Raw genomic sequence first — 7,466 nt, forward strand, 5'->3', positions numbered from 1 at the left:
GCGCCAACACCGGCGCCAACACCGGCGCCAACACCGGCGCCAACACCGGCGCCAACACCGGCGCCAACACCGGCGCCAACACCGGCGCCAACACCGGCGCCAACACCAACACCAGCGCCCGCATCAGCGCCAGCACGAGCACCAGCACCGAATCGCTCGCCACGGCCACCGTCGACCGGCCCGGCGCGACCGAGCCCGAACAACCCGGCGCCACCCCGCGCGCCGACCCCCGAGACCCCCAAGACCCCCGAGCCCCCCGTTTCCGCCGCTTCTGGCTCGGCGACACCGTCTCCCAGCTCGGCGACCGCGTCACCGAGCTCGCGCTCCCGATGATCGCCGCCGTGACCCTGAAGGCCTCCGCCGCCGAGGCCTCGGCGCTCGCTGCCGTGACCTGGACTCCGAATCTGCTCGGCGTCTTCCTCGGGGCGTGGGTGGACCGGCAGCGCCGGAAGCGCCGCCTCATGATCGGTGCCGATCTTGCCCGCGCCGTCGTCCTGGTCAGCCTGCCGGTCGCGGCCGCGTTCCGCGCCGTGACGCTCGGCCAGCTCTACGTCGTCGCGGCGCTGTGCGGGACCGCTGCGGTGCTGTTCAACACCTCGTACCCATCCTTCTTCGCGCGGCTGGTGCCGCGCTCGCAGTACGTGTCGGCCAACAGCAAGCTGGCCGGTACCCGCTCCGCCTCGTTCATGGTAGGGCCCGCGGCCGGCGGGGTGCTGATCGCGGCGACCTCCGCGCCGTTCGCCGTGCTGGTCGACTCGGTGTCGTTCCTGTTCTCGGCGCTGACGATCAGCCGCGTCCGGGTCCCCGAGCCCCAGGCGGAGTCGGTCGAGGTCTCCTTGGCGCGGCGTGCCAAGGAGGGCATCCTCTACATCGCCCGCGAGCCGATCCTGAGGTCCACCCTCGCCTGCGCGACCACGGTCAACTTCTTCACCTTCGTCGCCAACACCAGCCTGCTGGTCCTGTTCGCGAACCGCGTGCTGCACCTGTCCGGCGGCGCGGTCGGCGTGGCGCTGGGCGTCGGGGCGAGCGGTGCGCTGCTGGGAGCGGTCGTCGCTCCGAGGCTGGCGCGCCGGATCGGCGTCGGACGCGGCATCGCCGTCGGCGCCGTGCTGTTCCCGGCGCCGATCGCGCTCGTCGCGGTGGCGCACGGTTCGGTGTGGCTGTGCGCGGTGGTCCTGGCCCTCGCCGAGTTCCTGGGCGGGCTCGGGGTGATGCTGTTCGACGTCAATCTCAACTCGCTGCAGACCGCCGTCATCCACGACGCCGTCCGCAGCCGCGTCTCCGGCGCCTACACCACCGTCAACTACGGCGTCCGCCCGCTCGGCGCGCTGGTCGGCGGCGTGCTGGCCGGCACGATCGGCATGCGGCCGACGCTGCTGGTCGCGGCCGTCGGCGGGGCGATGTCAGCGCTCTGGCTGCTGACCTTGCCGGTCCTGGGGATCCGCTCCCTGGACCATCTCTAGCCATCTCTAGCCAGGCGTGCCAGGCCGGCCCTCGCTGGCCCCGTCCGCCAGCGACCGGATCCCCGGCCGCAGCAGCCTGACGACCTGCTCCGGGTCGGCGTCGGCGAGCGCGTCGGTCTTCAGCAGGTGCCGGGAGACCGTGATGCCGAGCACGACGGCGCTGATGATCGCCGCCCTGAGGTCGGCGTCCTCGGCGGGGATCGCCTGCGCGATCTGCGCCTGGTAGCGGATCGCGGCGGTGCCGACGGCGTGGGCGGCCTCCGGGTTGGTCAGCATCGACCGCAGGATGGTCAGCGACGCGACCGGCTCGTGCGCCATCCGCTCGGCGAGCCCGGCCAGGATGTGCTCGGCGGCCTGCCCGGGCGCGGCGTCGATCTCCGGCACCGGGGCCGCGTCGACCACGCGCTGGAAGAGCGCCTGCTTGGAGAGGTGGTCGTCGTAGAGATGCGTACGAGAGGAACCGTCACCACGACCGGTAAGCCGTTCAGCGTGACGTCGGTCCAGATCCTCCACCTCCGCGACGGCCTCATCACGCTGTTCCGCGCGTACGGCGACCCCCGCGTCCTGGCGCAGGTCAGCCGTTAGGCGTCCCGGCGTCCCGGTACTCGTGGTACCGCTCCCGCAGCCACGGCACCGGCTCGGCCTCGGACCGCTCTGCCTCGCACGGACCCCACGCCGGCGGCTCGTTCGTGCTGATCGTGCCGTTCATGCCGCTGCCGCTCAACGCCCACGCCGCCTGCATCGCGGCGCCGTCCGCGACATACTCGGCGGCACGCGGCACCAGCACCGGCCGGCCCAGAATCGCCGGTGCTATCGCCCGGACCGCCTCCGAGCGTGACGCGCCGCCCACCAGCAGGATGCGCTCCACCGGGACGCCGACCGCCGTCAACGCGTCCAAGCCGTCGGCCAGGCCGCACAGCATCCCCTCGATGTAGGCGCGGGCCAGGTGAGCGGGGGTGGAGTTGGTCAGGCGCAGGCCGTGCAGGGTGCCGGTGGCGTCCGGACGGTTCGGCGTCCGCTCGCCTTCCAGGTACGGGATCAGGGTCAGGCCGTCGGTGCCGGCCGGGGCCGACAAGGCCAGGCGCGACAGTTCTCCCAGGCTCACGCCGAGCAGAGCGGCGGCCGCGTCCAACACCCGCGCGGCGTTGAGCGTGCAGACCAGCGGGAGGTAGCGGCCGGTGGCGTCGGCGAAGCCCGCGACGGCGCCGGTCGGGTCGGCCGTCGGGGCGTCGCAGCACGCGAACACCGTGCCGGAGGTGCCTATCGACACCACCACGTCGCCCGGCCGCGCGCCCAGGCCCAGCGCCGCCGCCGCGTTGTCGCCGGCTCCGGCGGCGACCAGCAGCGGATTCAGCCCGGCCGCGCCTAGCCGGATGCGCGGGGAGTCCGCCGGGGCGAAGCCGGCCGAGGGCTGCAGGATCCGCGCCGGCTCGGACGGGCCGAGGACGGTGGGCACCAGCGGCTGCCGTCCGAAGGCCAGTTCCAGCAGGTCCGGGCGGTAGGCGCCGGCGGCCGCGGAGTAGTAGCCGGTGCCGGAGGCGTCGCTGCGGTCGGTGGTCAGGTTCCTGATATCGCGGCCGTCGGTCAGCTTCCAGGTCAGCCAGTCGTGCGGCAGGCAGACCGCCGCGGTGGCCTTGGCGCGCGCCGGCTCGTGCTCGGCGAGCCAGCGCAGCTTGGCGACGGTGAGCGAGGCGACCGGGACGGTGCCGACGGCGTCCGCCCACGCCGCCGCGCCGAGTTCGGCGACCAGATCGGCGGCGGCGCGCGCCGACCGCGTGTCGTTCCACAACAGCCCCGGACGCACCACCGCGCCCTCGTCGTCCAGGCACACCATGCCGTGCTGCTGCCCGGCGATCGAGACCGCGGCGACGTCCTCCAGCCCGCCGGCCTCGGCGACGGCCTGCCCGAGGGCCTCCCACCAGGCCGAGGGGTGGACCTCGGTGCCGTCCGGGTGCGCCGCCGTGCCCCGGCGGACCACCGCGCCGGTGGCGGCGTCGCGGATCACCACCTTGCACCACCGCGTCGCGGAATCGACGCCCGCGACCAGGGCATTACGGGTCATCGACAGGCACTCCCGGCGCGATGTTGCGAATCATTCGACACGTGAACCTAGCATCGCCGCCCGGTGACCGGCCGGGCCCCCACCGCCGCGGGCACCGCCGCCGACCAGGTGTCAGTCCTCGATGATCATCGGCTAGGCTGATCCACACGCGGGACGCCCACCGCGCGAGGCCGCCACCGGGAGGGTCGAGAATGACCGACGAGTCGATCAGCGAGGACGGCGCCGCGCGGCTGCCGGACTGGACACCTCCGGACATAGACCGCAGCAAGGCCCATCCCGCGCGCATCTACGACTACCTGCTCGGCGGCAAGGACAACTTCGACGTCGACCGCGAGGCCGCCGAGGTCGCGCTGAAGCTGATGCCGGAGCTGCGCGGCATGGCCCGCGTCAACCGCGCCTTCCTCGGCCGCGCGGTCCGCCACCTCGCCGAGGCCGGCATCACGCAGTTCCTCGACATCGGCACCGGCATCCCCGGCCCCGGCAACACCGGCGAGATCGCCCGCGGCATCCACCCCGACGCCCGCGTGGTCTACGTCGACTACGACCCGATCGTCTCGGCGCACTCCCGCGCCCTGCTCGCCGGCGCCGACCCGGAACTGACCGCGATCGTCCAGGCCGACGTCCGCGAGCCGAAGACCATCCTGGACAACGGCACCGTCCACGCCGTCCTGGACTTCGACAAGCCGGTCGCGGTCCTGATGGTCGCCGTCCTGCACTTCGTCTCCGACGCCGAGGACGCCCACGGCATCGCGGCCCAGTTCGTCGACGTCCTGGCCCCCGGCGGCGCACTGGCCGTCTCCCACGCCTCCGAGGGCCACGTCCCCGGCAAGTTCGGCGCCGCCCGCAAGGGCTGGAACAACGCCACCTCCCAGCTGGTCCTCCGCGACCGCGAGGAGATCGCCGGCTTCTTCACCGGCACCGAGCTGCTGGACCCCGGCGTCGTGATCATCCCCGCCTGGCGGCCGGACCGCGAGCTCACCGATGAGGAGCGCTCGCTGGACTACGGGCACGCGGCGGTCGGGATCAAGCGGTAGGAACGGGATCCAGGCGGACCTAGTTCCCGGCCTGCGCCGTCTGGGCGACCGACAACCGCTCCCGCGGATGCGCCCCCGACTCCAGCTCGTCCACGAACGCCACCGCGTAGTCCTCGGCGCTGATGCTGCTCGCGTCCGGCAGGAGCTCGTCGCCGATGCCGAGGCGGAAGGCGCCGGTGCGCTCGCCGGGCCCGACTTGGGGAGCGGGGGAGATGTAGGTCCAGGTCGGCAGGGTCGGGTCGGCGCGCAGTGAGTCCAGCACGGCGGCGTGCGCCAGGGCCTCCGGCTTGTACATCGCGGGGAAGTCGGGCAGGTCGCACAGACGGGTGTCCGGTGCCGCCAGCAGGGAGCCGGCGCCGCCGACGATGACAGTGCGGGGTGCGCCGCCGTCGCGGACGCCGGACAGGAAGTCGGCGTACAGCTGCACGAGCGGGCCGCGCGGGTCCGTGCCGTCGCGGGGCGGCACCAGCGCCGAGGCCACCACGTCGGCGCCCTCGACCAGCTCCGCGACCCGGCCCGGGTCGCTCGCATCCCCGACCGCCGCGCTCACCTGGCCGCCGACGCCCTCCGGCGCCCGCCCCGACCGCGACACCGCGGTGACGTTGTGCCCCCGGGACGCCGCCTCCGCGGCGATCCGCGAGCCCATCATGCCGGTCGCGCCGAACACCACGATGTCCACGGCAACTCCTCCTCGAACGCGTGTTCCAAGGCGCGTCTCGCGCCTCCTCAATTGGACATCGGGGCTGCTCGCGGTGCCACCGCGATTCGTGTTCGGGGGTGTGCGGCGGATCCAGCCGAGGCGGATGCGCCTCCTCAATCCGCCAGACCAGGCCGACCGGATCACCCGCTGGCGCAACACGGCCCCGATGCAACCGTAAGCACGCTTTGAATTCATGATTCCGCGACTGCGGACCGGCACCGCCGAGGAACGCACGCAGCTGTTCGACACCGTCGAACAACTCTTCATCGACGGCGACTCACTCATCGACGACCTCGCCGACAACCAGATCATCGACGAACTCGTGTACCCGGCGACTGACAGATCGACTATCCGAGCCGGGCTGTCGGCGGTCCCAAAGGAGCCACCGACAGCCCGGCCTGCGCCAGCGGTTAGTGAATCTGCTCGTCGTAGCGCGCCGACGAATGCATCGGGGCGTTCGCCGGGGCGTCGGCGTCGGCCATGGCGCGCCGGTTGTGTTCAGCGGTCGTGACCGGGCCGGTGTTCTGCGTCATCGACGGGTCGGCCTGCCGCGTGGCGGCCATCAGGTCCGCGACGTTGTGGTAGTCGCGGTGCGGGATCTGTTTCAACCGCGCGAGATCGGACTTGGCGAACATGCCCTGCCGGCTGGCGTGCCCGATCAGTTCTGTGCGGCTGGCCGGCCACGGGTGGTCGCTGAAGGTGAGCTCGATCGTTCGGTGGAACTCGTTGGCCGTGCCCTGAGGCTGTTGCTTGGCGAACTGCTTCTTCGACTTGGTCATGGATGTCTCCCTGACTCGCGCCGGTGGCGTGGCTGCCACCGGCAACCAACTGGCCACGTTATGAAGGCCGGGGTTCGGGGTCACGCCCACTGCTTCCATGTGGGGTAGGCAGGCAGCAGCGGCTCGGCTCATCCGAAGCCGCTTTCGGTAACCCACACGGCGTAGGTGCTGCCGCAGGGCATTTCGACGCTGTTTGACGCCCCGGGCGCCGGCCTCCGCCATGTCACGCAGCGGCGATCACGCTGCCTTGCCCCTTGTGGCTTGCATGGTGAACCGCGCTGGGTTCTCGCCACAACGCCGAACGCGCGCTCGAACGGCCCACCCCATCACCCGTTAGCCGCAGCCGCGGACTAGCCGAGGCCTGCTCATGACAACAAATGACCACATGAGAAACATCTTTCCCAAGGATCGGCTCAGGTCCCCGCGTAACCTCGCCCGGTGGAGCGTCGCCCCGCTGCTCCTCGCAGCCGTCGCCGGCACTGCGGCCCCTGCCGCCGCCTCCGTCCGCATCCCGTGGCCCGGTTCGGGTCAGTCCGCGGTCGCCGTCGACGGCCGGGGCCCGCTCGGTACGTCGGGCGCGGTGGGCCGACCGCATGCCACCGCCAGCGTGGCGAAGGTCATGGACGCGTACCAGGTTCTGCTCGACCACCCGATCGGTGTGCGCGACAGCGGGCCGACGATCACCGTTCTGCCCTACGAGGCCGCCGCGTACTACGCGGAGATCCACAGCGGCCAGACTCTCGTCGCGGTCGCCGCCGGCGAGCGGATCAGCGAGCGCAAGGCTCTGGAGGCGATGCTGCTGCCCTCGGGGAACAACATGGCCCGCATCCTGGCGCGCTGGGATGCCGGCGGCATCGATCGGTTCGTGGCGCGGGAGAACAAGACCGCCAGTCGCTTGGGCATGAGCCGCACGCACTTTGCGGACCCGGCCGGCACTGACTCCCGCACGGTCTCCACCGCCCCGGACCTGATCCGCCTGGACCAGGCGGCCATGGGCGTCCCGACCTTCGCGCAGGTCGTCAGTGAGACGTCGGCGCGGGTACCGGTCGCAGGGGTCGTGCGGAACCACAACCGCCTGCTCGGTCGTAATGGCGTACTCGGTGTCAAGACCGGCTGGACGGGTGCCGCAGGCGGCTGCCTGATGTTCGCCGCGCGGGTCAAGGGCGACAGGTCGCACACGTTCCACACGGTCTACGGTGTCGTCCTCGGGCAGCCCGGCCCACCGCCGGCCGGGCGCTCATTCGACGCGGCGCTCGGACTGATCGAGGGAGCGCGTCACTTCGTGTAGAGCGCGTACGACGACGTAGCGTCGCGGGGGGGCCCCAGGTCCCCCCCGCCCCGGCCCCGCCGGGCGGCCCCGGCCGCCGGGGCCCCCACCGGTTGGCCCGCCCCCACCGACGCGCCGCCCCCCGCGCCCCGAAGATAGGC

At 72.6% G+C, this 7,466-nt stretch carries 8 protein-coding genes; 4 read left to right on the top strand and 4 right to left on the bottom strand.

What is annotated here, in order from left to right; all coding sequences use genetic code 11:
• Positions 1-122: 122 nt before the first annotated feature.
• On the top strand, positions 123-1,463 hold the full coding sequence (locus ABH935_RS50725) for an MFS transporter (protein WP_370385225.1): 1,341 nt from the start codon (positions 123-125) through the stop codon (positions 1,461-1,463).
• A gap of 6 nt (positions 1,464-1,469) precedes the next feature.
• Here the strand turns inward: ABH935_RS50725 and ABH935_RS50730 are convergent, their stop codons facing one another.
• Entirely contained in the window at positions 1,470-1,865 is a 396-nt protein-coding gene (locus ABH935_RS50730; RefSeq protein WP_370385218.1) for a hypothetical protein, read from the bottom strand.
• A gap of 42 nt (positions 1,866-1,907) precedes the next feature.
• On the opposite strand from ABH935_RS50730, the gene ABH935_RS50735 reads away from it, so the two are divergent.
• Entirely contained in the window at positions 1,908-2,048 is a 141-nt protein-coding gene (locus ABH935_RS50735; protein ID WP_370385219.1) for a hypothetical protein, read from the top strand.
• Here the strand turns inward: ABH935_RS50735 and xylB are convergent.
• Positions 2,038-3,525 (bottom strand): xylulokinase, encoded by a 1,488-nt coding sequence (xylB, locus tag ABH935_RS50740; protein ID WP_370385220.1) that lies wholly within the window; start codon positions 3,523-3,525, stop codon positions 2,038-2,040. The two genes, ABH935_RS50735 and xylB, sit on opposite strands and share 11 nt — an antisense overlap.
• A 191-nt stretch (positions 3,526-3,716) precedes the next feature.
• Between xylB and ABH935_RS50745 the strand changes: the two genes are divergently transcribed.
• Positions 3,717-4,559, top strand: a complete 843-nt coding sequence (locus tag ABH935_RS50745; protein WP_370385221.1) for an SAM-dependent methyltransferase — start codon at positions 3,717-3,719, stop codon at positions 4,557-4,559.
• Between the two features lie 19 nt (positions 4,560-4,578).
• Here ABH935_RS50745 and ABH935_RS50750 read toward each other — a convergent pair whose 3' ends face one another.
• Complete coding sequence (locus ABH935_RS50750; protein ID WP_370385222.1) at positions 4,579-5,238, bottom strand: NAD(P)-dependent oxidoreductase; 660 nt, start codon at positions 5,236-5,238, stop codon at positions 4,579-4,581.
• Positions 5,239-5,669: 431 nt separating this feature from the next.
• Positions 5,670-6,038: a DUF2795 domain-containing protein gene (locus ABH935_RS50755; RefSeq protein WP_370385223.1), complete on the bottom strand. Its 369-nt coding sequence runs from the start codon at positions 6,036-6,038 to the stop codon at positions 5,670-5,672.
• A gap of 385 nt (positions 6,039-6,423) precedes the next feature.
• Here ABH935_RS50755 and ABH935_RS50760 point away from each other — a divergent pair, with 385 nt between their 5' ends.
• Positions 6,424-7,326: a D-alanyl-D-alanine carboxypeptidase family protein gene (locus tag ABH935_RS50760; protein WP_370385224.1), complete on the top strand. Its 903-nt coding sequence runs from the start codon at positions 6,424-6,426 to the stop codon at positions 7,324-7,326.
• Positions 7,327-7,466: the final 140 nt, after the last annotated feature.

The sequence above is a fragment of the Catenulispora sp. GAS73 genome (assembly GCF_041262085.1).
Classification (GTDB): domain Bacteria; phylum Actinomycetota; class Actinomycetes; order Streptomycetales; family Catenulisporaceae; genus Catenulispora.

Bases quoted from the DNA above. Each gene is read 5' to 3' on its own strand.
- ABH935_RS50735 (WP_370385219.1), top strand. From the start codon at position 1,908: ATGCGTACGAGAGGAACCGTCACCACGACCGGTAAGCCGTTCAGCGTG.
- xylB (WP_370385220.1), bottom strand. From the start codon at position 3,525: ATGACCCGTAATGCCCTGGTCGCGGGCGTCGATTCCGCGACGCGGTGG.
- ABH935_RS50745 (WP_370385221.1), top strand. From the start codon at position 3,717: ATGACCGACGAGTCGATCAGCGAGGACGGCGCCGCGCGGCTGCCGGAC.
- ABH935_RS50755 (WP_370385223.1), bottom strand. From the start codon at position 6,038: ATGACCAAGTCGAAGAAGCAGTTCGCCAAGCAACAGCCTCAGGGCACG.
- ABH935_RS50760 (WP_370385224.1), top strand. From the start codon at position 6,424: ATGAGAAACATCTTTCCCAAGGATCGGCTCAGGTCCCCGCGTAACCTC.